Genomic DNA, 419 nt, shown 5'->3' with positions numbered 1-419 from the left:
GGCCTCTCTTCGCCCGCACGCGGATAAAGAGGCCCCGCAGAGGCTCTGACGCATTGGCCGCCGCCCAAGCCGCTTCGACCAACACGGCACGGGCATGGCTGCGACCGGCCTTGCTGATGCGGCCGTGATGCGCGGAGCCGAGGCCGGACTGTCGTACTCGCGGGTTCAGCCCGAAGTAGCTCACCAATTTCTAAGGGCTGGCGAAGCGGTCGATGCTGCCGATCACCGTCATGAGCCCCGCAGCGACGGTCAGGTTCACACCAGTAATCGTCAGAAGACGGTGGATTGCAGCGTCGTCCAGCGCATCCTGCGGGCATGAAGCCAATGCGGACATGAACGCCGCCCGCAACATTCTTACAGCCGGAACGCGGCCGGTGCCAAGTGAACGAGCAAGAGCCCGTCAGCAACGCGAATCTCGT

At 64.2% G+C, this 419-nt stretch carries 1 pseudogene; it reads right to left on the bottom strand.

Going from position 1 to position 419, the window contains the following annotated elements:
* Window positions 1-298 (bottom strand): annotated as a pseudogene (locus tag E1297_RS00585) (transposase); the annotation flags it as partial.
* Between the last annotated feature and the right edge of the window lie 121 nt (window positions 299-419).

Source organism: Roseibium sp. RKSG952, assembly GCF_009711355.1.
This window is presented reverse-complemented; position numbering and strand designations above follow the sequence as displayed.